This is a genomic window from Bacteriovorax sp. PP10 (assembly GCF_035013165.1).
Taxonomy (GTDB): Bacteria; Bdellovibrionota; Bacteriovoracia; order Bacteriovoracales; family Bacteriovoracaceae; genus Bacteriovorax; species Bacteriovorax antarcticus.
On the sequence record NZ_JAYGJQ010000001.1, the window covers coordinates 1,251,712 to 1,277,759 of the forward strand.

Sequence of the window (26,048 nt, forward strand, 5' to 3'; positions counted from 1 at the left end):
AATTTTATTATATTTTTTCTGGGTTACAAAAATGCAACAAGTCTCAATTATCAGTAACTTGGAAAGCCTGATACCGCTAATTATTACTTAACATTGTTAAGTATTATCTATAAGATGCCTCAAATTTGTATCCCTAACTATCAAAGATGAGCCTATGAATCTTATAGATCTTTCAATACGTCGCCCGGTGTTTGCTTGGGTTTTGATGTTTGCACTTATTGTATTCGGTGCGATCTCACTTAATAAAATGGCGATCAGTCAGTTGCCGGATGTCGATTTTCCTATCATCAACGTTTCTGTTAATTACGATGGAGCAGCTCCAGAAGTTGTGGAGTCAGAGTTAGTTGATCCTATCGAAGAAAAATTATTAGCGATTGAAGGTGTTAAAGAAATGCGGTCTTCGGCCAACCAAGGCCAAGGATCAGTGACATTAGAATTTGATATCAATCGTAACGTTGACGTTGCTCTTCAAGAAGTTCAATCGGCACTTAGTCAGTTGCGTTTACCTGAGGGCGTAGATCCTCCCATCGTGAGAAAGAAAAACCCGGAAGAAGATCCGATTATTATTATCGCGGTTTCAGGTAATGCTGATTTAAAAGACATGCTTGCATGGTCAGATAGATATTTATTAGACCAGTTAAGATTTTTACCAGGTGTTGGTGAAGTGACAGTCGGAGGATTCTCCGACCGTAACTTACGTATCTGGATTGATCCAAAAAAATTAGATCAATTTGAATTAACTATTACTGACGTTATTGATGCCTTGAAAGCTCAGCATGTCGAAAGTGCCGCAGGACAATTCACAGAAGGGCAGCGCGAACTTCGCGTTCGTTGGCTAGGTGAGGCCAATGCGATTGAGCAGGTTTCAAAAATTCGTATTCTAAAGCGCGGAAGTGATCGTGTTGTTGGAAGAAAAATTTATCTGGGTGATGTGGCCGAAGTTAAAGATGGTCTGTCTGATATCAGAAGACTGGCACGAGTTAACGGAACATCGGCAATCGGTGTTCAGATTAGAAAACAACGTGGAGTGAACGAGGTCCAGGTTGCAGAAACAGTTAAGAAAAAATTAGAGGCGATTAAAGGAAGTTTTCCCAAGGGATATAATTACCAGATCATCGTAGACTACACGAAGTCGACAGAAGCGACGGTGGGTCTGACTATTGAAAAGTTATGGGTTGCTGCCGGTATTACGATCGTTATCTGCTTCTTATTTTTAGGAAGCCTACAGGCCGCTTTTAACATTTTATTTTCTATTCCAACTTCTATCGTTGGAACATTCACAATTATTTATTTTGCAGGATTTACTTTAAACCTGTTTACCCTTCTGGCCCTGACACTTTCAATTTCCATTGTTGTCGATGATGCCATCATGCTTTTAGAAAATATTATCCGTCACTACCGTATGGGAAAAGACTCCCAGACCGCGGCCTCAGATGGTGCTAAAGAAGTTTTACCTGCTGCCATCGCTGCGACCATGGCCGTTGTTGCGGTATTTCTTCCCGTCGTCTTTATGGATGGAATCATCGGTAAATTCTTCTTACAGTTCGGTGTCACAATGTGCGCCTGTGTTCTTTTATCTTTATTAGAAGCAGTTACGATTACGCCTATGAGAGCTGCGGCCCTTCTAAGCTCAGAGCCTGAAGTTTCAAAGTTCGAGCATTATCTTGATGAACTATTTGATAAAGTGAACGATAGATACCGTGAATGGTTAAGAGTGACACTTGAATGGAAGTGGACTGTCCTTATTTCTTCCATTGCTTTTTTCGCTCTTTCACTTGTCTTAATTATGAGAGTTCGCCAGGAATTCGTGCCTATGCAGGATCAGGATTTAATTATCATGACGGCGATGGCGAAACCGGGAACATCTTTAGATGCAACTAGTGCTCTGGGATTAAAAGTTGAAGAGATTATAAAACAAAATCCAAACATCGCAGGATACTTAATTTCTGTCGGTGGATTTGGAGGCCCTGGTTCAAGCGTCAACCAGATGGCAATTCCTATTGTTTTAAAACCAAGAAGCGAAAGAAAGATTGGTCACCTTGTGATTATGGATCAGCTGCGTGATGCCTTTAAAAACGTTAAAGGTGTGCGAGTAATGTTACGTGATAACTCGGCCAGAAACCTTTCATCTGGTCGCCAGAACCCGATTGGGATTAATTTACGTGGGCCTGACTTAAATGTTCTTGATGAAAAATCAAAACTTCTTATGAAGCGCTTAGAAGACGAAAAATTAGGTGTGGATATGGACACCGATTATCGTACAGGTATTCCTGAGTTGATCTTAACACCAAATAGAGAAGCGATGGCCGATCGAGGTGTCACCGTTGAACAAGTCGGTAGCATTTTATCTTCTGGAATTGGAAGTACCCGTCAAGGCCGCTTCACAATGGATAATAAAAGATACGACATCCGTTTTAAAATAAAAGATGAAATGATTCGTTCTCCGGAAGACTTCAAGCATTTATATGTAAGAAACAATATGGGGATTCTCGTTCCATTCAGTGAAATCGTAACGATTACTGAAGGAAAAACCATTCAAGGTATTTCACGAGTGAATCGTCAAAGAGCGATTTCAGTTTTCGGTAACCTGGCCCCTGGACTCTCGCAATCAAAAGTACTGGATCGTACAAAAGAAATCGCAGAAGAAATTCTGCCACCCGGATATTCATACGCACTTGAAGGGGCCTCTGCGGGATTTACTTCTTCGTTTGAAAGCTTAAGTTCAGCACTTTCGGTAGGTATCCTTGTTGCTTACTTAATTCTTGCTGTTCAGTTCAACTCTTTCATTCACCCGTTTACAGTTTTAGTGGCACTACCGTTCTCAGTCTCAGGAGCACTTGTGGCCCTGTGGATGTTTGGAGCTTCAGTAAACTTATTCAGTTTCATCGGTCTAATCGTTTTAATGGGGATTGCAAAAAAGAACTCCATCATGCTGGTGGAATTCAGTAATCAGGTGCGAGAGGCCACCAAGAAGCCGGTGTTTGAAGCTTTACTTGAAGCTTGCCCGGTTCGCCTAAGACCCATTCTTATGACGTCAGCAGCGACAGTAGCAGCAGCTACACCATTAGTTATCGGCCATAGTATGGGAGCAGAGACTCGTCTTCCCATGGGACTTGCAATTATCGGAGGGACGATTGTTTCAACCATCCTGACGTTGTTTGTTGTTCCGGCATTGTATTTAATTTTATCTCCGTTAGAAAAAAAGGCGAAAGTCAGCAAGAGAAAAGTAAAAGCGGAAGTAGCAGGATAAGTATGAAAAGAATTTTAACATTAATTACATTAGTTGTTTCAATGAGCACTTTTTCACAAGAGACTCTTGATTTAAAAAGTGTGGTTGAGATCGCCAAGAAAAATAATCCTTCGATTCTTTTGATTCAAGAAAGACTGAATCAAGCTGATGCCCAAAAAACGCTGGCAAGATCCCCCTTGTTTCCTAATTTAAGCTGGAACCTTGCAGGTATTTATCAAAAAGATGCCATCTATACAGGTTCACCACGTTTTGATGGTGATCCATACAATTTCTATTCGAGTGATGTAAAACTTGTTCAGACGATTTATCAGTACGGTGCTTTAGATGCAGTGACTGAAGCCGACTATGATAAAAAAATTCAGTTAAAGCAGTTAGAAATTGCTGAGCGTAACCTTACTCAGAATGTAATTGATTCTTTCTACCGTTTTATTTTGAATCAACAGACTCTTGAAAATCTTATGAAGAATCAGGAGATCATGCAAAAGGCCCTTACGACGACTAATCAGCGCTACAACTCAGGTAGAGGGCAGATGCTGGATATTCTCCAGGTTAAAACTCAACTTGCTTTAATCCAACCACAAGTTGATCAGGCCAAAAACCAATTTGAAATTGCCGGGCAACAGCTGGCAAACTTCATGGGACAAAAAGAGCACTCAGGCTTCAATATCAAAGGGCAACTAAAAGCACTTCTTTTAAAAGACGTTCAAAAGTATATCGACCTGAAAAATTATGTTCTTCCTGAATACGACGTCAACCAACTTCAATTAGACCAGCTAGGTTACACTCGCTCAGTGACTCTTGGAAAAGAGTACCCGACAGTGAGACTGATCGGGGATTACATTTATAGCAATTATAAAAAACCAGACTTGTTTTCTGATTACTCAAATGCATGGGCGATTCAGCTGCAATTAACGATTCCACTTTTTTCTGGTCTTTCATCTTTTAGTGAAAAACAAATCCTTGAGTCTCAAGGCTCACAGTTAAAAATCAGCAAGCGAAATTTGGAAAATGATTTATCTCTAAAACAAGTTTCAAGTTTTAAAAATCTTCAATCGAGCGAAGCATCTCTTGTCTCTTCAACACTAGCGGTAAAACTAGCTGAAGAGTCTCAGGCAGAGGCCACACGTATTTATAGATTATCTCAAATTGATTTCCTGCAGTTCTTAACAGTTCAGCAAGCGGCATTGCAGGCAAAGACGAGTCTTGATTTATTGAAGTACCAAAACATCATTGCTTACTCGAATTACTTTGTTGCAACCGGACAGCCATTAAGTGTGCTGGTCAATATTTTAACTAATGACAAGGTTCTATAATGAAAAAGATTATTATCTTAATCGCTGCTGTTTTTGCATCAAGTGCCTTTGCGGCACCAAAGTCTAAAATAAAGAAAAGAACAGCACCTGTTATGTTAGATAAAACATATCAGGTTCAAAAGAACGCGCCTCAAATCGTCATCGGTGAAGAAAATAGTACGGCACCAATTATCGAAGAAGAAAAAGCTTCGGCCAACTACTGGCACGCTGAAATCCTTTTCACTGATTTAACGTTCAGTCTCCCTGCTTTAACTGGTGGAGCACCTGATTTTTCTCAGAACTTCGTAGGGATTGGAGCTTCTAGAAAAAATGACAACAAAATTCTGGGAGTGAAAGGAAACCTGGAGTTCGGAGCTCAATGGCAACAATACGAGCGCACAACTAAAATTGGACCTCGTGGAGAATTTTCTCAGGAAATTAATGTCTATCAATTAAATGTTTTCCAAAACTTTAATATCTTCCGCGCTTTTGAAGACTCAGTCATCATGACGGCCGGAGCAGGTATCGCTCCCATTTATTTAACTGCTGAACAAAGTATTTATAACAATTCACTTTCAGAATTAGGTTATCAATTAATGGGAAAAGCAAACTTCGTTTTTCCAGTTAAGAGAATCTTCTCATGGACACCACTTCATCTTGCAGGAAACGTAGGTGTTGTGATCGCGACGGGTAGAGTGGCAGAGAATACGATGTCGACACTGAGCTTAGCGCTGGGAGTGGACTTTGAATAAACCAGAATCATACCTTGCAGAACTAATCATGGAAGTTGTTCCAAAGACTATGCAGTCTATCAGACAGGACATGAGAAAAGAGCGTGGGGAATTAACCATCACTCAGTTTCGAATGCTGGCGAATGTAAGACAAGGTGTTTGTAACAATAAAGAGCTTGGTGAAAAACTAGGAGTGAGTGAAGCGGCCGTCTCTCGCATGATTGATTTATTGGTGCAGGAAAAATTAATAAAGAAAATCGTAAATGAAGATGACCGCAGGAATAAAGTTTTATCTTTAACGGCCAATGGTAAAAAACTCTATGAGAAGATTACCGCCAGCGCTCGTGGAAGACTGACTGTGAAGCTTGAAGCTTTGGATAAAAAAGACCGCGAAGCCGCTATTTTAGGATTAGAAGTGCTTCGAAATCATTTAGAAATATTTAAACAGTAATAACGATAAGTTACCTGGCAGTGACAACATAATATTTGCTCCTGGAATATTTACAATGCGCTCTGCTCTTAGTACTTAAGGTAAACAAGTTTTCGAGGGAAAAATTATGAAAGTTTCAAAGCTTATTACAGTTCTTGGACTATGTTCATTAGCTGCCATGGTTGGATGTTCAAAAGACAAAAACATGGATGATTACCGCAGAGATCAACTTCAAGAAAGCCTTGCAAGAATCACTTCAATCTCAGGATCATACTCAGGTGTGGCCGTCTCGAGATTAGATGGAACAAATCTTGGTGCCATCGATTTAAAATTCCAGGCGAGAACAGATATCGCTGCTAGCTCTGGAAATGTTTCAAGCCAACAAAATGCTATCGTAAGTGGATCGTTAAGCTTTAGAAGTTTAACTAACACTGAAGTTGTTTTTGATAACGGTTATTATGATGATGTCACTGGAGACTTTCAGGTAACTATTCCTATCACGCAAAACGGTGGGGCCATCTCTAAGCTTTCAGTCATCGGACAAGTTTCTGGTAACAGCTGGATTGGTTCAATCGAAGTTAAAGGGCAACCAGAATTTGGTGCTCAATTAACTCTTTATAAAAATGCTCCACCAAAAAATACAAGTGCTCTGGAAATTACCGGGACACGTATGGAACAAATCAGACGCTTAAATCTTGTGTACGAAGGTGAGTATACTGTTGGCGGCGCTAACGCTCCTTTCAGACTAAGTTTCGTTAATCGCGATATTTTACCAGAGCAAAATTTTTACAAATTATTTTCTCCGGTTCGTCAGGTCAACGTGAACTGTGACTTTACTGATTTCGAACTTAACTTCTCAAATGCTATTCTCGACGACAAAATGGGAACTCTGGTTGGACATGATCCAACTGACCAAAGAGGAACTCCAGCGCGTGCTAACCTGAGCTGCGTGAAGTTTGATAATGGTGCCGGGAACTATGGTTGGGATTGCGATATCATGACGAAGATCACGACTGTTAAAATTCACCTGAACGCTAAGAACTAAGAGAGGATTCACATGAAAAAGATCCTATCGACATTTATTATAACGATGATTCTTTTTAGCAGCACACTTAGCTTTGCTGCTGAAACGAAAACGTTTATTATTACTCCTGAGTCTATTAGAACTCAGATGTTTTCAAGCAATATGACTTTGCTTCAGGCCCTAAACAATGTTGAGAAATCAAAACTAGACGTGAGCATGGCAAGAGCTAAACTTCTTCCTTCGCTTAATCTCGGATTGTTAATTCCTGCTTTAGCGAACCCAACTTTTTTACTTGCTCAAGTTTCATTTCTTTTTCCTTTTTTAATCCCTTCTAACTGGGCAGTCTTAAAACAAGAGAAAGCTTTATTAGAAGCAGACCGATTAGCGTACAAAGCTCTTCAGCTTAATATTCTAAGTAATGCCCTTTCTCTTTATTACACTTATTTAAATGATATCCAGGTTCAACAAATCTACTCTGAGCAATCGACAACTCTTGGGCTTTTATACCAAAGCTTAAAGAGACAAGCGTCTGTTCTAGGAAACGTGACAACTGAAGATTTAAATATGGCCGCTGCTCAGTGGGAAGAGTCTAAGATTCAGGTTTCTAAACTTCAGGAGCTTCTGATTGAAGAGCGTGCAGCTTTAAGAACTTTATTAGGTCTGCCATTAGGTGCTCTATACGACGTAAAATTAGTTGAGCTTGCTCCAACTGATTTCGAATTAAAATCAGCAAGTGAAATTGCTCAAAGATCTCTTGATGTCGCTCCAGAAATGTCGCAAATCGGATTTTTAATTAAAGCAGCTAAGGCCGGTAAGTTTGCCAAGGTTTTTGGTTTTATCTCATCAGCAACGGTTTCAGGATCGTCAACTGATGGCTCTTCAGCATTCAGTGGCCTTAAAGCTGGTGGTGGATTCACTATCGGTGCAGACACTTTTGTTAACGTAAAAATCGGGAACAATAATATCGCTGCCATTCAGTTACGTGAAGATCAGTTAAGAGAAGAAAACGAAAAAACGGCCGAAATCATCTCTGGAAGAATTGTTGAAGTTAAATCTCAAAAAGACTTAACGGCAAACGCACTAAGAGACCGCTTAAAAGTTTATGAAGCACAAAAGAAACAATACGCGATTGGATTAATCCCACTTCAGACATTGTTTTTAACTCAGACTCAATTAACAGCTTCTTATGTCAACAATATCAAAAATGATCTTGATTTAAAAATGCAACGCCTGACGCTTCAGCGCCTGGTAATTGACGGTGACTTTGCAAAAGTTGTTGGATGCAAGAGCAGCGATAAGTCTTTTGACACTAGTTTCGAAACGAGCAACGATAAAAAATGGTTTAAAAAAGATCCAAAAGAAAGCACCACAACTCTAGACGATATTTGTAAATAATTAATTGGTTCCACCAACTGGTGGAACCTCATATTATGTTCTACAATTCCTTATGCACTCTTTTCCTATCGATTCCATTAAAGACAAGATTTTAGATTCACTAGATGTGGTGGATTTCCTAGTTATTAAATCAACTCCAGGATCGGGTAAAACCACGCGCGTTCCTCTGTTTTTAAAAGAAAAATACCAAAAGAAAATTTATGTCCTGGAGCCTCGTAAGCTTGCTGCTAAGCTGGCCTCTACTTTTGTGGCCAGAAGTCTGGGAGAAGTGCCTGGGCAGTCAGTAGGGCATATTTTCAAGTATGAACGCGTGGCCTCTGATAAGACTCAGATTGTGTTTCTAACGGAAGGAACTTTTTTAAGAATCCTTGCTTCTGATCCTAAACTTAGCGATTGCGATGTGATCATTCTGGATGAGTTTCACGAAAGGCATTATTACACTGATGTCGCTTTAAGCTTTCTCTTAAAAATTAAAGAAACGAATCCCAACTTAAAAATCATTATCATGTCGGCCACCATCAATCTGACGGAGCTTGATGTTTTATTGCAGGGAAAAGCAAAGACCCTTGAGTTAAACGAATCCAAACATACTTTAAAGTTAGACTATCTTCCGAATGACACTTTGGTTTTAAAAGATCCGTTGGAGAGAAAAGTTTATAATGCTTTATCTTCGGTCATCAATCGTCCTGGCCATGTTCTGATATTCCTTCCAGGGATGTTTGAAATTAAAAAGTGCGAAGAGATCATTCAAAATAATTTTAATTTTGAAGTGATCATTCTTCACGGTGAAGTCGGTGGGGTCGATATTACTGATGAGTATTATGACCTATCTAAGAAAAAAATTATTCTCTCGACTAATATTGCTGAGAGTTCAGTGACGATTCCCGGAGTGAGAACGGTTATCGATTCCGGCCTTCACAAAATTAATAAATTAAATCCAGTCACCAGGCTGCCATTTGTTGAACTAAGAAAGATCAGTCAATCATCGGCGATTCAAAGGGCCAATAGAGCTTCGAGAGAAGATGCAGGTCTTGCCTTCAGGCTTTACTCTGAGTTTGATTACCAAGGGCGCGATCAATTCGATACGCCGGAAATCAACCGCGTGGACTTAAGTGAGTTGATGATTACGACTGCAGATATTTTCAATCGTGGGATTGAGGATTTTACATTCCTGGCCCCTTTAAAAGAGTCAGAAGTTATAAAATCAAAAAAGTACCTGGAAGAAATAGGGTTGTTTGAAGAAGGTAAACCTAATGCGGCTGCAAAACGTTTATCGCGCTTTCCTTTTCATCCAAGAATTTCAAAGATTTTAGATGAGGCCTCAAAAGGTAATGAGAGATCATTTAATAATGTTGTCAATTACCTGGCCGACCTGATTGAACCAAAATCTAGTTACCGTTTTAAAACTCTTGTGAAGAATTTTTTCAAACCCAATCCTAAAGGTGTGGATATTGATTTTGAAAAGATCATTCTCTATGGTTATATTGATCAGATCGCAAAACTAAAAAATCATCAGCTGATTCACATGAGTGGAGAAACGTATGCCGTTTCACCTAAGTTATCAGGTGATATTGACCCTAATCATGCACTCTGGATTATTCTTGATCTGGACAATCGAAATCAAGTGACAAGAATGCTGCCGATAGAAGAAGACTGGCTTTATGACCTGCCTTTTTTTCCGATAGAAGACTCCAAACAAATAGACTTTGATACTGACAATTTCAGGCTCTCGGTTGAGCAAGTCAGTCGTATTGGTGCGATCGTTTTATCCAAAGAGAAAATTACTAACAATAAACTCACTCCAGATATTGTCGAGTTTGTGGCCAGGAAACTGCTGCCATCATTTAAGGCCAAGTTTGAAAGTGACACTTTTAAAAGACTACAGGTTTTTGAAAAGTACTCAGAAAATAAGATTGATGATTTTGAAATCGCACCGTGGTTTAAAAATCAGGTTGAGTATCTTTTAGGTGATAGCTCTTATAATTTAGAAACTATTCTGGATGCTTTTGTCCTTGAGGTATTTAATTATCTCAATACAGATCAGGCCTATGATCTGGAAGTCGATCTTCCTTTGAGTCTGCAGTTGAATGATAAAAGAAAAGTGACAATTAATTACGATGTGACCAATGGAATCCATTGTGAGTCTTATATTCAAGATTTTTATGGTCTAGCGAGTGTTCCAAGCATTTTGAAAGGAAAAGAGAAAATAAAAATTCATCTTTTAGGCCCACACAAGAGAGCATTGCAAGTCACGATGGATTTAATGAGTTTCTGGGAAAAGACCTATAAAGAATTATATGGGGAATTAAAAAGAGATTATCCAAGACATCACTGGGCGCTGGACCCAAAAAACGCTAAACCAATCCTGCTTTTAAAGAATGTAAAGTAAAGGCCCCGCAAGCAGGGCCAATACAATTCTTAGTCCAGATCAAGTTGACCGACTATACTTATCCCGAGACATATATTGAACTGAGAGTGAACTTTTTACATGGCCACAGATGAAGAACTGTAACTTTTCTTGTATATTCATCTCCCTATGGCAAAACTCGAGCTTGAGCGAATTATCTCCAAACGCGGACTTCTTAGTCGAAAAGAAGCGGCGATTGCTATTTTAGAAGGGCAAGTCATCGTTAACGGCCAGATTTGCAAGGTTCCTCTCGCGTATTTTGATCACCGATCTACTATTGAAATCAAAGGACAGAAAGCTGTTGAACAAAAAAAGCATTACCTGGTTTTAAATAAACCAAGAGGCCTGATTGTCAGTCGTTCTGATGAAAAAAATCGCGCTACGGTGTATGAATGCCTGAGCGAATGGAGTGGTCCATTGGTTCAGGCAGTTGGTAGATTAGATCAGGCAAGTGAAGGTCTGCTTTTATTTACTAATGATCATGTATGGGCCAATAAATTAATGGACCCAAAAACTCACGTCACAAAGACCTATCACGTACAGGCCTCTCCGATTCCGGATGAAGAGGTTTTAAAAAAGCTTTCTGCCGGTATCATGCTCGAAGGAAAAAAAACCTTGCCTGCGAGTTTCCAACTCATTCGTTCAGGTGAAAAAAATGGATGGATTGAAGTTCAATTAACTGAAGGGCGTAATCGTCAGATTAGAAAAATGCTTGAAAGTGAAAATATTGATGTTTTAAGATTAATCAGAGTTCAGTTAGGTATTATTACTCTCGGTGATTTGCAAAAAAGTGAGTGGAGAGAGTTAAGTGCAGCTGAAGTTAAAATTTTAACTCAATAACTAAATAAAAGTTTTAATCGCGCGAATCGTTTCTGCGGGAGCACTAATACTAGGAAAGTGTCCTGTCGCCTTTAGTGTAACCATCATACTATCTGAAATATTATCTTTAATAAACTGACCAACATTCACCGGTGCAACCAGATCGTCTGAGGCCTGAATTATTAAAGTAGGTACTTTCACTTTATTAAGATGAGAGCGGTTGTCAGTTAAAAATGTCACTCGGGCAAAGTGCGAAGCAATCTCAGGTTTCACTTTGCAGAAAGTTTTAGCGAGTTCTAAAGCGAGTTCTGGATGATCCGCATTTCTCATTAAGGCCGGCGCCATAGTTGTGGCCCAATTCAAATAATTATCATCAATAGAAGTGAGTAGTTCTTCAACATCTTCCTGATTAAATCCTCCCACATATCCATCTCTGTTTAAATAACAAGCAGAGGGGCCGATCAGAACGATTTTTTCAAAGAGGTGTGGTTTTTGAATGGCCGCAAGAATTCCAATCATTGCACTCACTGAGTGACCAACAAAGATTGGTTTTTCCAGTTTTAATGTTTCACAAATTTCTAAAACATCAGCAGCGTATCCATGAAGGGAATTGTATTTTGTTCGATCGTATGAAGAGATATCAGAGTTCCCTGCACCAACATGATCGAAGAGGATGATTTGGTGATTGTCAGCAAAAGCAGGAGTTATGTGTTGCCACATATGTTGATCGAGACCGTACCCATGAGCAAAAATGATGGGTCTGCCTTTACCAAATACTTTTACATTATTTCTCTTCAACACTTCCATAAAATTGTCTCGGGTTATATAAAGATTTTATTCTAGTGCCTTGAAAGTTGCGAGTTTATTTATAGAGGAAATGAAAAATTAATATTGGAGGGCCCCTAAGGCGATGAATAGAGATGTAAGAAAGTTAAGCAACCTGACTTATGTGATCCTATTGTTAAGATACCTAGATAGTCGCACCTCTCACTGTAATTCCGATTGTATTTATCTCAAATTACATCATAAAATAATCTCATGAAAAAATCTTACATTCTTATTGTTCTTAGTACGCTTTTGATCTCTGGTTGTGCCACACGCTCGCCAGTCGTCGTTTCAGAACCTCAGGTTAAAGTAAAAAAAGAAGCCGTTATAAAGGTTAAGGAAAAGGTCGTAAGGCCCATTGCTGTAACTAAGCCTTCTGCAGATGTGATCATGATTGATCATCAGTATTTTAAAATCGCTTATAATTTAAAAAGACGCTTACCCGAATACGTGACTTACCAACTGGCAGCGGAGCAGTTAAGAAGCAAATCGGCCGAGAGAAAAAATAAGTTTGTTCCAGATCCATATCTGGTTGATAAGGATCTCCCTTATGTTGTGACGTCCGAATACAATCGTTCGGGTTACGATAGAGGTCATCTTGCTCCATCGGCGGACTTTGCGTGGAATCAGGATGCCAATAATATGACTTTTGTGATGTCGAATATGGCCCCTCAAACGCCGGGACTTAATCGTGATGCATGGAAGAGACTGGAAGATCAGGTAAGGAAGTGGGCCTGTGGAGAGGAAAAAGTCACTGTGATCACAGGGCCGGTATTAGCGGATAATCTTCCTACATTAAAAAGTGGATTAGAAATCCCTCAGGATTTTTTCAAGATTGTTATTGATGAAACCGCACCTAAGAAAATGATCGCATTTTTGTATCATCAAACAGATAAAGGGAATGTTTTGAAAGAGCGCATGGTCCCAATGAATAATATAGAGAAAGCTACAGGTATTGCTTTTACTCAAGATTTCCCAGAGCTGCAGAGTGGAAAAATGCGCGTCCCTGCAAGCTTAAATGAATGGAAAGAAGCAGACTGTAAATAAGGAGTATGTATGACAAAAAATTCAAAAACAGCATTGATCGTTGGAGCTTCAAGAGGATTAGGACTTGGGTTAGTTCAAGAGTTAATTTCAAGAGGATGGAATGTGATTGCAACTGAAAGAAAGAATGATCCAAAGTCTGCTCTTCGAATTTATGCCAACCAAAAAAACGATAACCTTAGAATTGAGCAAGTCGATATCAATGAAGCAGACTCAATTCATAACCTGCAAAAAAATCTTGTCGATACTAAGTTAGATATTTTATTTGTGAATGCCGGTATTGCCAATGACCCTTCCGAAACAGCAGGTCAGACGAGCACCGAAGAGTTTCATAGAGTGATGGTGACAAATGCACTTAGTCCATTAAAGGTGATTGAAGCTCTTGATGAATTAGTCACTGAGACGGGATCAATCGGAGTCATGTCATCAGGACTGGGAAGTGTGAGCGATAATACTTATGGGTCTTATGAGATCTATCGTGCAAGTAAAGCGGCCCTAAATACTTTGATGAGAAGTTACGCTGCCAGAAAAGGTGGACAGAGAAGTTTGTTTGCCATCTCTCCTGGGTGGGTAAAAACAGATATGGGTGGACCTGAGGCCACACTAGATGTGAAGACCAGTACGAGTGGGATTATCGACACGATTTTAAGTAATCAAAGTCCAGGAATGAGATTTCTCGATTATCAAAACCAAACGGTTAACTGGTAGATCGAAAATGTGGCGTGAATCGGGATCACACTCCTCATTTTGGCCTTCTTTTGGACTAGATTTCATAAAGTTAAAGAAAATACTTATGCCTAAGTATTTGAGATTATTTATTTTTATATAATCTGGACAACGCATCCTAATTTTTTATGAGGACAGAATAAAATGACATCGGTATAAGTTTGCCTAATTAACAACATTAGGAACACTTGTGAAAAATCTTTTAAAACTTTCCCTGATCTCTCTTCTCCTTGTTAACGTTGCATTCGCTGGTGCGAATCGTTTTCCAAAGAACCCGGATCTTACTCAGACTCCTGGTAAACTTTGCACAACTCCTACAGAACACCGTTACCCAGAGCAAATTGCTTACTGTGAACGTGATGTTGATACTTACACAAAGAATTCTATCATCGCTAAATACGATACACTTTTCGGATACGAAATCAGAACTATGAAGAGATTAGATTTCAAAATCGATCACTTAATTCCTCTATGTGCTGGTGGAGCAAACGCTGAAGAAAACTTATGGCCACAACACAAAAGTGTTTACGCAATTACTGACCCTATCGAGCCAGTTCTTTGCGAAAAAATGTCACAAGGGAAACTTAAGCAAGCTGACGCTATTAAGTTAATCCTTAGAGCTAAGTTAAACCTGGACCAAGCTCCAGCGGTTTTAAAAGAACTTCAAAGAATGTAATTCAAATATTAAAAGGCCCCTTTGGGGGCCTTTTTTTTTATCTTTTTTTCGGATTCATCAGAATATAAATCACAATAGCAAAACAAAAGGAAATTACTGATCCGGTTAAGAGGACAGTTGAGAATCCATTTGAAAATGCTCGCAGACCGCTTTCAAGTAAATCCTTCTGAGTATTCATATCAATTTTAGTCATGGCCTTTGGTAGATCACCAGAGAGAATAGACTTGATGAATTCTGGATTTATGGGAGTTCTTATTTGATTCTTCTTTAATTCAAAATTAAAAGATGCATTAGTCACAATAGAGAGAATTCCACCTAAACCACTTACTCCAAATAAAATTCCGGTGAAACGAGTGGTCGTGCTGATTCCTGAGGCCATGCCGGAACGATTGAAGGGAACTGAACCCATGATCGCTTTGGTTGTCTCACCGTTGAGCATTCCAGCGCCTGCACCCATGATAATTAAGGCACAAGCAACGAGTGGGTAGGAGTTAGATGTAACGAGAAAGAATCCCAGTAAGTCACCGATTGAAACTGTTAGCAGTCCGATGGCCAGAACTTGTCCTTGAGTGAATTTTTCATTGAGATATAAACTGAATTTAGGAAAGATGATCATCGCTATGGCAAAAGGAAGCATATGCAATCCTGCTGCAAGTGGAGTGAGTGAGAAAACATTCTGTAAATAAAGTGGAATGTAATTCATCATGACCTGAGCACTAAGAGCGTAGGCGAGCATCGAGCAGACTGAGCCGATGAAGAATTTATTTTTGAATAATGATAAGTCCAGCATTCCTCGTTTTTGTTTTTTTTCGGCGTAGATGAAAAGACCAAAAAAGATGAGACCTCCAAGAAGTCTTAGCAACATCGTGGGCGTTGTTATTTTTACTTCACTTGCATCAATGAGAAACCAGCTTAAGAAAAATAAAGCGAAGGTAAAAGTGATTAATCCCGGGATATCCAGTTTATCGGCATCGGGATCTGATGATTCAGTCACGTAGTGGTTGATCGCTGCGAGTAAGATAAGAACTGCGGGGACATTTATAAAGAATGCCCATCTCCATCCCAGGTAAGTTGTAATGATTCCACCAATAACAGGGGAGAGTGTGATTGTTAGACCAAGTGTGCTTCCCCAGATTCCCCATGCTTTTGCACGCTCTCTTGGATCAGAGAATTCTTTTCCAATGATTGCCAGAGATCCAATTAATAAGAAAGCAGCGCCAATTCCTTTTGCGGCCCTTCCTATATTTAAAATTGTAACAGTTGGAGCGAATCCGCAAACGAGTGAAGCGAGTAGAAAGAATACAAGTCCGAGCATGACAGATCTTTTTCTTCCATAGTTATCTGAGATCGCACCAGCTGGCATGAGGAAGATGGCAAACGTTAATATGTATGAACTGATAACCCATTCCAGATCGCGGAAAGAGGCACCTAATGCTTTTGAAATAGCAGGGAGTGAAACTGCTACGACATTGGTATCAAGCATGATTAAAGAACATACTCCTGAGGCCGCACATAAAACATAAAGTGACTTTTTATTAGCAAACATAACATTCTCGATTTTGTGGTAATGCTTAAAGTTAATCGAAGTGTATGTATCATTCCAGCAGTATTTTTACGTGCGACGTTTGTGCTGTTTTTTGTGAGATGTATCCATTGTTTTTTTATGAGAAATAGCGAGGGGTCTTCTCACAGCGTTTGAGAAGTCATTTTTGATAATTGTTGCAAACAGGATGCCTTCTATTTCACCTTTAAAATGAGGGAAGGGAGTTTAGACTCTCGAAGAATTTGTCTGGTCGTACTTCCTCCAAGAAGTGCCGTAAACTTGCTGGCCTGGGCACTGACGGCGATAAGATCTGCATTTATTTTATTGGCCACTCCAAGAATGATTTTATGAACTGGTTTTACTTCATAGTTAATAATCATCTCATAAGGGCAGTTCTCTTTTTTTATACTGTTTTCAATTTCAAGAGCACGCTTTTCAGTGATTGCTTTAAATTGTTCATAAGTCATATCTGAAAGAAACATTGGAATGTGAAGAACTGTGATTTGTGCATTCCATTTTTTTGCATACTCAATAACTCTTTTTAACCCCAAGTCTCCTTTATCAGTAAAGTCGTGAGCATAAAGAATTTTTTTTGCAGATTTAGAGGCAATGAACTTTGTTTTCTGATGATAGATAAGTAAATCGCATTCAGAAGAATGAATGAGTGTCTCACAGAAACTTCCAAAGATAAGGCGTGGGAGCAAATCTTTTCCGTTCGAGGCCATTACGACTAAATCGACTTTTTGGTCTTTAGTGTATTTTACAAATTCTTTGATCATAGATGATAAAGATATTTTTTTTGAAGAGATAATATCAACGGGAGTCTCTCTCATCTTTAATTTTTTAAGTTGAGCATTGATTACTTTCTTAGGATAGAGAGAGTAACGAATACCTTCGGGAACATTGAATGCAGTTGTTAGTTCTGCTTCGGCCTTCGATGCCACGTAGGCAACTTCGATAGAGTCTTTTTTAGAGTGGAATAAGGTCTCAAGGATTTTTTTACCTGAAATATTTAATTTTTTATTTTTTTGAAAAGGATCAAACGCCCATAATATTTTCATATAATTTTCCTTTATTTTGTCGGTCTCATAACAAGAATATCGCAAGGAGAGAATTTACAGAGAAAATCGGCAAACGAACTGGAAAATAACCCTGGAATGCCATATTTGCCTCTAGTTGCAACGACAACGAGATCAGCATTTATTTTTTCCAAATATGTCTTAATTGTTTCTTTTTTATTATATTCAAAAAAGCATTGATAGATAATTTGACTACTATCAATGTTGAGAGATTCACCCAGCTTTTTCATTATTTCGATGGCCTTCAGTTCCAGATTCGCATATTGAATTTCTGTAGGGTAAATATAAGGACTAAGATCAATTTGATAGATATTGAGTTTCACTACTGTCACGATATGTACCATTGTATGTTTTAAATCAACTTGATGACGAATCTTTTGAAGTGTATTTAAGCATTCGTTGTCGAGAGTTGTGCACAGTACATAGTTTTTCATATTTAATCCTCAATGAGCATTTTCATAATACTCATATATAAAAAATTAAATATGATTTTTATCACTAAAGCATTTAATTTATCATCAAGATAAAATTATTTTGCAGTTTTTCCTTTTTCTAAGATGGGTAGTAACAATACGTCAAAGAAGAGTCCTAATGTAAGAAGGAACGCCAGTAGTAGACCAAATTGTTTGATGGGCACGAAATCATGGAAGCCAAAAATAATAAATGACCCTATGGTAACAAAAGAACTTAGATAAATAGGATTTAATACGGCCTGCTGAAAAATATTAGAGTCCAAGTTAGGTCTTTTATAATTGTAAAGTAAGTGAATAGTACTATCGAAAATCATCCCAAAAGAAATACTAAAAGTTTTTATGGTCGAGATATTTAATGCCGTATGCGTAAAGTATAAAACAGCGATTGTTAATGTAATTGGTGGCGTATTAGAAACGATGAAATGAGATAGCTTTTTAAAATCACGAAAGCTGACTCCAACAATTAAGCAAACTAAAGCGATACTTAATCCCAGGCTGATCAAAAGAGAGTGGACCAGATTTTGCTGTGACTGCATTAACGTATAATTTAATCCATTGAAAGAAAATTTATACTCATTTGATGTCTGTTTTAAAACCTGGTCAACAGTCGTAAGCATTTTGTCATATTCTTCGGTTGGTATAGTTGGGTTTAAAATAGTTAAGTGATATTGATCAGTTTCTGAGTAGCCGCTCTTTAGTGAAGCTGGGACTTGAGACAACACTGCACTGGCCGCGAGTGAACTCTCAGGTATTTTCTTCTCTCCAGTGTAAGCATAATTTGCATTTTTAATTAAACTTGCAGGAGAAATGAATTGAACTTTAGGGAATCGGTGAAGCAGCTCATTTTTTAAATGCTCCTGAATATTGTTCATTTTTATCAGATCGGTCTGTTCAAAATCGGCCTTATCAGGTTTTGTAAAAATAACGTCTAACTTAGGAGTTCCCCCAAGACTAGATTCTATGCGATTGAACGAAGTGACCAGCTGATGATCTTTAGGGAAAAAATATAAGGCCTCAACCGTTGTCGTTAATCTGGGGTAAGCATAGACCGCAAGCAACAGACAGATAATGGAAAAGATATAAACCATTGGTCTTGTAACAAATTTAGGTGAATATAAAAGATTAAGAGGAGTCATTATTTTCTTATCAAAACGAGCATCTTTTAAAATAAATCTCCAGGTAATCATGAAAAAAACTGTCGTAATTAAAAGAGTGAGTGAGGAAGTAATCGCGAATTGCTTAACAGCGATAATATCACTTGTAATTAAGGAGAAAAAACCAACAATCGTACTTGAAACCATTAAGAGCATTGGAGTGAGTTTTCTTTTATAAGTCAGGCCAATGGTTTGATAAGTGAATAAACCGCTGATGATATGAATGCTCAAAGACTGAGTTGTTACAAAGTTAATTAGTGGAACAGATGTTGTGAGAATATTAGCTTCACCATAACCAATTTTTAAAACAGCTAGACCTATCATCGTAGCAAAAAGAGAGTTAATAAAAACAAAAAGGGTGATCTCCCAGTTCCGGTAATAGTAGAAAGAGGCCAGCAAAGTGAGTATGAAGAGCAAAGGAAAGAGTTTTGTCTGGATAGTTTCCCCCATGGCATTCAGGTGGTAATTTGTATAACCCATTCCTGCCATGTTGATTGAAAAAGGGAGATTAAGCATATCTTTATAAAAAAGAATTTGCTCTTTATCGTTAATGTTAGGAACCTGTACGACGAGAAATAAGCTATCCTTAGTCGTAAGTTTAAAATCCATTTCTGGATGTTCATCATAGAATTGTAACCATTCACTTGGAAGCTTCTTGCGGGTTGTATCTGCTGGGGTTGTCCATGAAACAATGTTATGGGCACTAAGCTTACCAGTTGTCGCTAAAACCTTTTCTTGGAGTGTCTGATTGTTGTCAGAATTGAGTTTAGGGATTTCTAGAAGAAGTTGATCATCATGTCCAAAGGTCTCAACGAAATGATCATAGCTTTGTTTTAAGTCCTTATTTAAAAAAAGATATTCTTTATTGTTTTGAACTAAATCTTTAGTCCATACAAAAAGTAAGAGAGTTGGAATGAGTAAAATTAAAAAGCATAATTTTAAAGGACTTATTTTTTTCATAATACAATCTTGATTATATGGAAAATTCCATCTCCTCATGATTGTATATGAATAACTATATTGTTTTTAAAATTATTTTCCGGGTAATTTAGATAGAGCGAGCAGATCGTCTAAAAAGAATGCACTTAACTCCATTCTTCCACCAAGTGAGCTTTTTTTGTAAATCTGGCTTGCTTGTTGTCTGACTGTATTCTCATTTGATCCACGGATATCAGCAATCTCTTTCATTGCTAATCCCTTAATAAGGAGGAGGGCAATCTCCTTTTCCCCACGACTAAATGACCACTTATTAAACTGCTCGTCTATATTCACCAAAAATTCTGAAGATAAGTGCGAGATCTTTTTTTGGAAATCTTCTTGTTCAAGTTTAAGTTTACGGTTCGTATAATCGAGTTCCTGGATCTTTTCCTGGTACCCATCCATCTCATTTTTTTGCCACGTTATAATTCTAAATTGATAGTAGGCACCGGCCATTGAAAATAACCAGATAGCAGCTTCATGAATAAGATGATTAAGAGGAACGCCTTCCTTCATATCTACAATAATATCGACCAATGTGAAGATACTCACACAAAGTAATATAATGAATGTGATAATCTTTATTTTATTCTCTTGCAGGTTTGTCATATTATTTTTTTTAACCTCTTAATTCCATGGAACTATCACATATATAGGATCGACTTATTATTGCTATCTGTAGCAATATTATGACTATAGGGAGTCTACATGTCATTGGCGAAATTAGAGAATAATAAACTTAAGATTGGGATCGTTGGCGCTGGGCCAGCAGGATCTATGAGTGCTTATTTTCTTGCTTCACAAGGCCACGCTGTTACTTTATTTGAGCGTAAAAAAGAGGTCGAACGTAAGGTTTGTGGCGAGTACTTATGCCCTGAGGGAGTAAGGTTACTTGAAGAGCTCAACCTTTTTGATCGGTTATGTGCAGGCTTCGAAGAACTTAACGGTATGGTTCTTGTATCACCTACGAATATTTCTATACCTAGTTATTTCCCCCAAACCGATAAGAAAAAAGTGAATAAAGGTTTGTCACTTAATCGTAAAATTTTTGATCAAAGGCTTTTGGGTCTGGCACTTGAGACAGGTGCTGTATTGCTGAAGGATACGACCGTAACAAGAGTCGTCCAAAATACAAATCAAAAATGGACTGTTATCGCTAATGAGGAAAATTACGAATTTGACTTGTTAATAGCAGCAGATGGACGTCAGTCTAAAATTGGACATACTTTAAAACATTTAAAATTCATTGATACTAAGAGAGCGGCCATCCATTGTTATTTATCTCGAAAAGTTGATCGTGGGCAAAGGCTCGGAGAGATGCATATCTTAAATGAAAATAGATATTGTGGCCTTGATCCAATTAGTGATGACGAAGTAAATTTTTCAGTTGTTTGTGATTCAAAAAGATTAAAAAAAAACACTCCGCAAAATATCATCAATGAAGTTCTGGCAAGCTCAATTCGTTTAAATCAAATGTTTGATCCTGTTGATGATAATACCGAGATAAAGGTAGTTACTAGTTTGAAGAATAAAAACCTTTATATTGCTGGAAATGGGCTTGCTTATGTGGGGGATGCAGCTGGCTTTATAGACCCTCTTACGGGAGAAGGAATTTATAATGCTCTTTTAACAAGCAAATTATTAAAAGAGAGCATTGAGCAGTCTGAAAATATGAATCATGCTCTTGCGCTTTATAAACGCAAAAAAAATAATCTAAGTTTTCAAAAGAATATTCTAAATAATTTCTTTCAATTTTTAATCAAAAGACCATTGTTAGTTAATTTAACAGCAGTATTTTTAAAAAAATCACAAAAAAGAGCAAACCATTTTATCGGAATCATCGGAAATATACATGGCCCGCTTACGGGTTTCATCAAAATGCTAAAAGCATAAGAGGCGAATTTATGGGTACTATTCATTCAGTTGTGACCAGCTTTCCTGAAAATTATGTTTCACAAGATGAAATTAGCAATGAGATCGGAAGTATCTGGCCGGATAAGAGAAAGCATGTTGATCAGTTTCATCAATCTTCTCAGGTAAAAGGAAGACACCTGGCCATTCCTTTGGCCGATTATAAAAATCTTGGAGATATTGGGGATCGTTCTAGTAAGTGGTTAGAAGTCGCAGTTGAATTACAGACTAACAATATTAATAATCTTCTAAAAAAAGCAGGGCTTCTGCCTTCAGATATAAGTTTAATTACGACAACGACTGTTACAGGTCTTGCAATCCCAACACTTGAAGCTCGCTTAATGAATAAAATAGCCTTCAAACCAAATACAAAAAGACTTCCAATTTTTGGTTTAGGATGTCTTGGTGGCGTCGCAGGGATAAACAGAGTTAATGATTATCTAAAAGGCCATCCCACAGAAGCAGCACTATTGCTGGCAACTGAATTGTGTTCGCTCACTTTTCAGTTTCAAGATAAGAGTGTGGCCAATCTAGTTGGTACAAGTCTTTTTGCCGATGGATCGGCCGCAGTTTTGATCTTAGGTGATGAACATCCATTAGCTAAAAAAGGGCAATTCAAAATTTTAAGCGGAGAAAGTTTCTTTTATCCAAACACAGAAAGAATCATGGGATGGGATATCGTTTCTTCAGGTTTTCAAATTGTTTTAAGTGGTGATGTTCCTAAGATTGTCGCAGAAAATGTGAAGCCGAATATTACAGAGTTTCTTTCAGGGAATAAAATCACACTAAGTGATGTCGGGTTTATGGTTTCTCACCCGGGGGGGCCAAAAGTTCTTGATAAGATCAGTGAAATTTCTGACCGATCATCAGAAGAGTTCAGACACAGTTGGACTAGTTTGAAAGATAAGGGAAATATGTCTTCAGTTTCAGTACTACATGTTCTGGAGAAAACGATTGAAGATAACAGAGCTCCAAACGAACTAGGACTCATGCTTGCAATGGGGCCCGCATTTTGTTCTGAAATGTGCCTGATCAAAAAAGTGTAGGGATAAAATGGTTAAAGAGACAGTTATTCTGAATATTATTATTTTGTTTTACTTATTACAGCGGGTAAGTGAAATGCTTATGAGTAAAAGCAATGAAGAATGGCTAAAGAAAAATTATAAGGTCGTCGAAGTGAATCCTAAAGAAGCTGTCTTTATGAAAATTTTCCATTCATTTTGGTTTATCTCATTATTAATTGAGGCGAACTTGAGAAAGCATCTTCAATCTGATTTATTCGCAATGTTTATTTATCTTGTCTTGGGTATTTGTCTGGTCGTAAGATTTTACTCAATGGAGAAGCTAAAGAGGTTTTGGACAATTAAAGTTTTATCTATCCCACAACAAAAAATTGTGAGTGATGGTCTTTACAAATATATCCGACATCCCAATTATTTAATTGTGGTATTTGAATTTATATTCATCCCTTTACTCTTAAGTTCTTACTATACACTATTTGCTTTTTCTATCTTAAATGGATTTGTTTTATATCGACGTATCAAGATTGAAGAAGAAAATTTAAGTAAAAATACCAATTACAAAGAAATTTTTAAAGGCGTTAGCAGAATGATACCATACTTTTTAATCTTACTATTGACTATTAATCTTCCGTTAAGTGCAGAAGAAATTCATTATCAATTCAAAGATTATAAAGAAGCAAAAAAATCAGAAAATTATATCAATTTTGAAAGTACGAGCACAAAGTTTGGAATGATTAATTCGACCTTCGATGGTTATGCAAAAGATATTACAGTGAAGTATCATTTAAATGGAAAAGTTATTGAGCATTTGGAAACCATTATTGAAAGTAATACTCTTGATACAGATGTCGATTCCAGAAATCAAAAGATGTTTAATTCTATTTTAGAAACTGATAAGTATCCTCAAATTAAAATTGTTATTAATGAGAAAGTGACATTGTCAGAGGGAGAACATCAAGTTGAGATGATCTTCTTTATTAAAGATAAGCAAATTCTCAAAAAAGTATCTTATGTTGTAGAAGTTAAAAATGGAAAATTTTGGATTTACGGGAAAACTGCTTTAGGATTAAAGGAGCTTGGTCTACCTGATCCTAGTATTATCATCGCTAAAGTAAGGGATCTTTTTGACTTGAAGTTCTCGATAACATTACAATAATTATTCATTATGAGGATTGAATATGAGACAAAAAATACAAGAATTAAATAACAAGCTTAAAGATGTGCATAAACGATTTCTTGAAAATGAGAGGAGAGAGGCAGAAGAGTACTTTCAAAGAAAGATTGCTCCATTTGAATTTCTTTTAATGCTTACTCAGGATAATAAATTTACCTGGCTGCATCCATTTTCTGCATTGATTGCTGAGATTGATGCTTTTACTGATGACTCTGAAGATGTTTCAATGGAAGATTTTGTGTGTATTAGAAATCAGATAGATTTTATTTTTGATAACTCTAATCCAAATCTTACGAGTAGATATTTACATCACTTGAATCACGATGCAGACTTCATCATGTTACATGCGGCAATGAAAAAAGTGCTTAATGACTTTATAGGAAAAGACTAAAGGGAATGTTGATTCGGTCTTCTGAACTTTAGTCGCTGCTTAGTACCTAGCCACCAGATAAAGTGAACAATTAGGCAAGACATGAAGGCCGAAAATCCCAGGACGCCGCCAGCACCTTTCAAATAAACAACCATAAAACTAAAAATAAAACTGAAAATTAGACTGGATAAAAATATTTGTAATCTAGAAAGTCTTGTTGGGTCAGTCATTCCGATAAAAGAAGAACCAAGAAATACCGCATGGAGAGTAGGGATAATAGGAAAGGCAAAAAAAGAAGTGAGGCCAATAAAAAGTAAAGTCAGGAAAGAAGAAGCTCTCACACTTCCGAAGTGTTTTGTTAGTGCCAGTGCGTGAGTTAACTGTGCTGCTGTTTGAGAAACAATAAGCGTAAGTATTAACGTCATTTTAAGTTCCTCAGGATAATCATCATCAACATGGTTGAGATGAAAGCGACGGTTCCAAGTTTTCCACCAAATCCACTTAAGTGAGGCTTACTCCAAAGATAAAGACTTGTTCCAACTAACGATATAATAAAAATATGGCCGAAACCAGAAAGGTATTCAGGAGAGGCCATGCCTGCAAAAGAGCCCGCATAAATAACTGCATGGATCCCGGATCTTTCAACTTTGCTTGAAAACCAATAAAAACTTCCAATAAAACCAATAAGCGCCGCTGATAATACAGGAGAAAAACCAAGAGAAGTCTGGAGTGTATAACAAAGCAGGCACGACAGATAAAATGCCGTTAATTTGATCAGGAAAACTTTCATAATTAAAGATACTAATACAAATCTTAAAATTATGTAATCAACAATGTCTTAAGGATTAATAATTTCTACGATTTTTGACTTAGAGGCCGTAATGGTACTTCCCACTGAGGCAGCAATGATACAGAAGATCGCAAGAAGCTGTAGTGTGGTTAATTGCTCGTTCAGATAAAAATAACCAGCCACGGCACCGATGGCAGGTTCCATACTCATTAAAAGTCCAAAATGTTTAGATTCAACTTTTCTTAATGCAATCATTTCTAATGAATAGGGAATTGCACTTGATAAAATTCCCACACCAATAGCAGTGAGGATTAAAGTTGAACTGGAAAAGACCATGGGGATATTAGTTGCACCAAATGGAAATACTGCAATAAAACCTGCAGTCATTCCTAGAGATGTAACAACACCTGAGTGAGTAGCACTTGCTGCTTTTTTCCCTTGAATAACATAAAGCGCCCATGCAGCAGCAGCTCCAAGAGCGTAAATAACTCCAATAATATCTATGGACTCTTGAACATCAGACAATGGAAGAATTAAGACAATTCCAGCAATCGCGAGCATTGCCCAAAGAAAGTCGTAAGCTTTTCTTGATAAATAAATAGCGACAGAGAGAGGTCCAATGAATTCTATTGCGATGGCAATTCCAAGTGGAAGACGCGCTATCGCCATGTAGAAAAGAAAATTCATGACACCCAAACAAATACCATAGATAGCAATTATTTTTAACTGCCCTCTATTAAGTTTCGTGCGCCAAGGTCTCCAGATCATTGTTAAGAAAAGTGCGGCCACACCTAAACGAATGACAGAAGTACTTTCGGCCCCAATCGCTGAAAAAAGTTGTTTCGCGAGTGACGCTCCTGAGACAAGCGAGATCATCGATAGGATGATAAGGATGACAGGAAATATTGTTGAGTCTTTAAGATTCTTCATTGAGT

At 37.7% G+C, this 26,048-nt stretch carries 24 protein-coding genes; 15 read left to right on the forward strand and 9 right to left on the reverse strand.

Translation table 11 applies throughout. The features are described from left to right. Positions 1-154: 154 nt before the first annotated feature. From SHI21_RS06105 to SHI21_RS06140, 8 genes are all read left to right on the forward strand, one after another. A complete protein-coding gene (locus SHI21_RS06105; RefSeq protein ID WP_323575392.1) occupies positions 155-3,250 on the forward strand; it encodes an efflux RND transporter permease subunit in 3,096 nt (1,031 codons plus the stop codon). Between the two features lie 2 nt (positions 3,251-3,252). After that, positions 3,253-4,563, forward strand: coding sequence for a TolC family protein (locus SHI21_RS06110; RefSeq protein WP_323575393.1), 1,311 nt, complete (start codon positions 3,253-3,255; stop codon positions 4,561-4,563). Further along, a complete protein-coding gene (locus SHI21_RS06115) occupies positions 4,563-5,294 on the forward strand; it encodes a hypothetical protein (RefSeq protein ID WP_323575394.1) in 732 nt (243 codons plus the stop codon). The genes SHI21_RS06110 and SHI21_RS06115 overlap by 1 nt, the downstream gene beginning before the upstream one ends. Next, positions 5,287-5,724 (forward strand): MarR family winged helix-turn-helix transcriptional regulator, encoded by a 438-nt coding sequence (locus tag SHI21_RS06120; protein ID WP_323575395.1) that lies wholly within the window; start codon positions 5,287-5,289, stop codon positions 5,722-5,724. The genes SHI21_RS06115 and SHI21_RS06120 overlap by 8 nt, the downstream gene beginning before the upstream one ends. Before the next feature lie 106 nt (positions 5,725-5,830). Beyond that, on the forward strand, positions 5,831-6,748 hold the full coding sequence (locus tag SHI21_RS06125; RefSeq protein ID WP_323575396.1) for a hypothetical protein: 918 nt from the start codon (positions 5,831-5,833) through the stop codon (positions 6,746-6,748). Between the two features lie 12 nt (positions 6,749-6,760). Further along, positions 6,761-8,122, forward strand: a complete 1,362-nt coding sequence (locus SHI21_RS06130; RefSeq protein WP_323575397.1) for a TolC family protein — start codon at positions 6,761-6,763, stop codon at positions 8,120-8,122. A gap of 52 nt (positions 8,123-8,174) precedes the next feature. Next, on the forward strand, positions 8,175-10,511 hold the full coding sequence (locus SHI21_RS06135; RefSeq protein ID WP_323575398.1) for an ATP-dependent helicase C-terminal domain-containing protein: 2,337 nt from the start codon (positions 8,175-8,177) through the stop codon (positions 10,509-10,511). 147 nt (positions 10,512-10,658) lie between these two features. Next, a complete protein-coding gene (locus tag SHI21_RS06140) occupies positions 10,659-11,369 on the forward strand; it encodes a pseudouridine synthase (RefSeq protein WP_323575399.1) in 711 nt (236 codons plus the stop codon). Here the strand turns inward: SHI21_RS06140 and SHI21_RS06145 are convergent, their stop codons facing one another. After that, a complete protein-coding gene (locus SHI21_RS06145; RefSeq protein WP_323575400.1) occupies positions 11,370-12,155 on the reverse strand; it encodes an alpha/beta fold hydrolase in 786 nt (261 codons plus the stop codon). A gap of 231 nt (positions 12,156-12,386) precedes the next feature. Between SHI21_RS06145 and SHI21_RS06150 the strand changes: the two genes are divergently transcribed. From SHI21_RS06150 to SHI21_RS06160, 3 genes are all read left to right on the forward strand, one after another. Beyond that, complete coding sequence (locus tag SHI21_RS06150) at positions 12,387-13,220, forward strand: DNA/RNA non-specific endonuclease (RefSeq protein ID WP_323575401.1); 834 nt, start codon at positions 12,387-12,389, stop codon at positions 13,218-13,220. A gap of 9 nt (positions 13,221-13,229) precedes the next feature. Continuing rightward, positions 13,230-13,925, forward strand: coding sequence for an SDR family NAD(P)-dependent oxidoreductase (locus SHI21_RS06155; protein ID WP_323575402.1), 696 nt, complete (start codon positions 13,230-13,232; stop codon positions 13,923-13,925). A gap of 208 nt (positions 13,926-14,133) precedes the next feature. Next, positions 14,134-14,619, forward strand: coding sequence for a hypothetical protein (locus tag SHI21_RS06160; RefSeq protein ID WP_323575403.1), 486 nt, complete (start codon positions 14,134-14,136; stop codon positions 14,617-14,619). A 37-nt stretch (positions 14,620-14,656) separates the two neighbouring features. Here the strand turns inward: SHI21_RS06160 and SHI21_RS06165 are convergent, their stop codons facing one another. The 5 genes from SHI21_RS06165 to SHI21_RS06185 form a co-directional block, all read right to left on the reverse strand. Beyond that, positions 14,657-16,165 carry an MFS transporter gene (locus SHI21_RS06165; RefSeq protein WP_323575404.1) on the reverse strand — a complete coding sequence of 503 codons (1,509 nt, stop codon included), beginning with the start codon at positions 16,163-16,165 and terminating at the stop codon, positions 14,657-14,659. 191 nt (positions 16,166-16,356) lie between these two features. Then, positions 16,357-17,223: a universal stress protein gene (locus SHI21_RS06170; protein WP_323575405.1), complete on the reverse strand. Its 867-nt coding sequence runs from the start codon at positions 17,221-17,223 to the stop codon at positions 16,357-16,359. 11 nt (positions 17,224-17,234) lie between these two features. Further along, positions 17,235-17,675, reverse strand: a complete 441-nt coding sequence (locus SHI21_RS06175) for a universal stress protein (RefSeq protein WP_323575406.1) — start codon at positions 17,673-17,675, stop codon at positions 17,235-17,237. Between the two features lie 95 nt (positions 17,676-17,770). Continuing rightward, on the reverse strand, positions 17,771-19,828 hold the full coding sequence (locus SHI21_RS06180) for an RND transporter family protein (RefSeq protein ID WP_323575407.1): 2,058 nt from the start codon (positions 19,826-19,828) through the stop codon (positions 17,771-17,773). Positions 19,829-19,900: 72 nt separating this feature from the next. Then, a complete protein-coding gene (locus SHI21_RS06185; protein ID WP_323575408.1) occupies positions 19,901-20,455 on the reverse strand; it encodes a helix-turn-helix transcriptional regulator in 555 nt (184 codons plus the stop codon). Positions 20,456-20,554: 99 nt separating this feature from the next. Between SHI21_RS06185 and SHI21_RS06190 the strand changes: the two genes are divergently transcribed. The 4 genes from SHI21_RS06190 to SHI21_RS06205 are packed head-to-tail and all read left to right on the forward strand — an operon-like array spanning position 20,555 to position 24,344. Next, entirely contained in the window at positions 20,555-21,739 is a 1,185-nt protein-coding gene (locus SHI21_RS06190) for an NAD(P)/FAD-dependent oxidoreductase (RefSeq protein WP_323575409.1), read from the forward strand. A gap of 11 nt (positions 21,740-21,750) precedes the next feature. Next, complete coding sequence (locus SHI21_RS06195) at positions 21,751-22,803, forward strand: type III polyketide synthase (protein ID WP_323575410.1); 1,053 nt, start codon at positions 21,751-21,753, stop codon at positions 22,801-22,803. Between the two features lie 7 nt (positions 22,804-22,810). Continuing rightward, positions 22,811-23,935 (forward strand): isoprenylcysteine carboxylmethyltransferase family protein, encoded by a 1,125-nt coding sequence (locus tag SHI21_RS06200; protein WP_323575411.1) that lies wholly within the window; start codon positions 22,811-22,813, stop codon positions 23,933-23,935. Positions 23,936-23,957: 22 nt separating this feature from the next. After that, a complete protein-coding gene (locus SHI21_RS06205; protein WP_323575412.1) occupies positions 23,958-24,344 on the forward strand; it encodes a hypothetical protein in 387 nt (128 codons plus the stop codon). Here the strand turns inward: SHI21_RS06205 and SHI21_RS06210 are convergent. The 3 genes from SHI21_RS06210 to SHI21_RS06220 are packed head-to-tail and all read right to left on the reverse strand — an operon-like array spanning position 24,341 to position 26,043. Beyond that, positions 24,341-24,748 carry a hypothetical protein gene (locus tag SHI21_RS06210; RefSeq protein WP_323575413.1) on the reverse strand — a complete coding sequence of 136 codons (408 nt, stop codon included), beginning with the start codon at positions 24,746-24,748 and terminating at the stop codon, positions 24,341-24,343. The two genes, SHI21_RS06205 and SHI21_RS06210, sit on opposite strands and share 4 nt — an antisense overlap. Next, positions 24,745-25,113 carry a hypothetical protein gene (locus tag SHI21_RS06215; protein ID WP_323575414.1) on the reverse strand — a complete coding sequence of 123 codons (369 nt, stop codon included), beginning with the start codon at positions 25,111-25,113 and terminating at the stop codon, positions 24,745-24,747. The genes SHI21_RS06210 and SHI21_RS06215 overlap by 4 nt, the downstream gene beginning before the upstream one ends. A gap of 48 nt (positions 25,114-25,161) precedes the next feature. Further along, positions 25,162-26,043 (reverse strand): EamA family transporter, encoded by an 882-nt coding sequence (locus tag SHI21_RS06220; protein ID WP_323575415.1) that lies wholly within the window; start codon positions 26,041-26,043, stop codon positions 25,162-25,164. Positions 26,044-26,048 lie beyond the last annotated feature (5 nt).